General features: G+C 65.0%; 1 pseudogene. It reads left to right on the top strand.

Annotation, left to right across the window (positions count from 1 at the left end):
• A pseudogene (locus tag DKT70_RS17705) lies at positions 1 to 280 on the top strand (hypothetical protein); the annotation flags it as partial.
• Positions 281 to 357: the final 77 nt, after the last annotated feature.

Genomic DNA, 357 nt, shown 5'->3' with positions numbered 1-357 from the left:
CGTGCGCCGGACACGGTGCTGCGCGATCGGTTGCGGAAGCTGGCCAACGAAGGCCGACGCTTCGGTTGTCGCCGGCTCTTCGTCCTCTTGCGCCGCGAGGGGGAGCCTTCAGGCATCTATCGGCCCTACCGCGAGGATGGAGGAGGATCAGGAAACGGTCCGGGGGACCGTTTTCCCGACGACACTGACAGTGCGCAAGCGGAAGGCCCGACGCAAAGCGATCGGCACGCGGGCCCCGATCCTGGTCGAGGCGCGACCCAAGGCACGCTGGTCGCTGGAATGAGACGGATCAGAAAACAGTCTGGGGGACTGTTTTCCCGTCGAATGGGCATGACCAGTTTGCCAACGGCCAACGCT

The sequence above is a fragment of the Paracoccus sediminilitoris genome, from assembly GCF_003259195.1.
GTDB lineage: Bacteria > Pseudomonadota > Alphaproteobacteria > Rhodobacterales > Rhodobacteraceae > Paracoccus > Paracoccus sediminilitoris.
The sequence above is the reverse complement of the archived record's forward strand: the minus strand, read 5'-3'. Positions and strand labels throughout refer to the sequence as shown.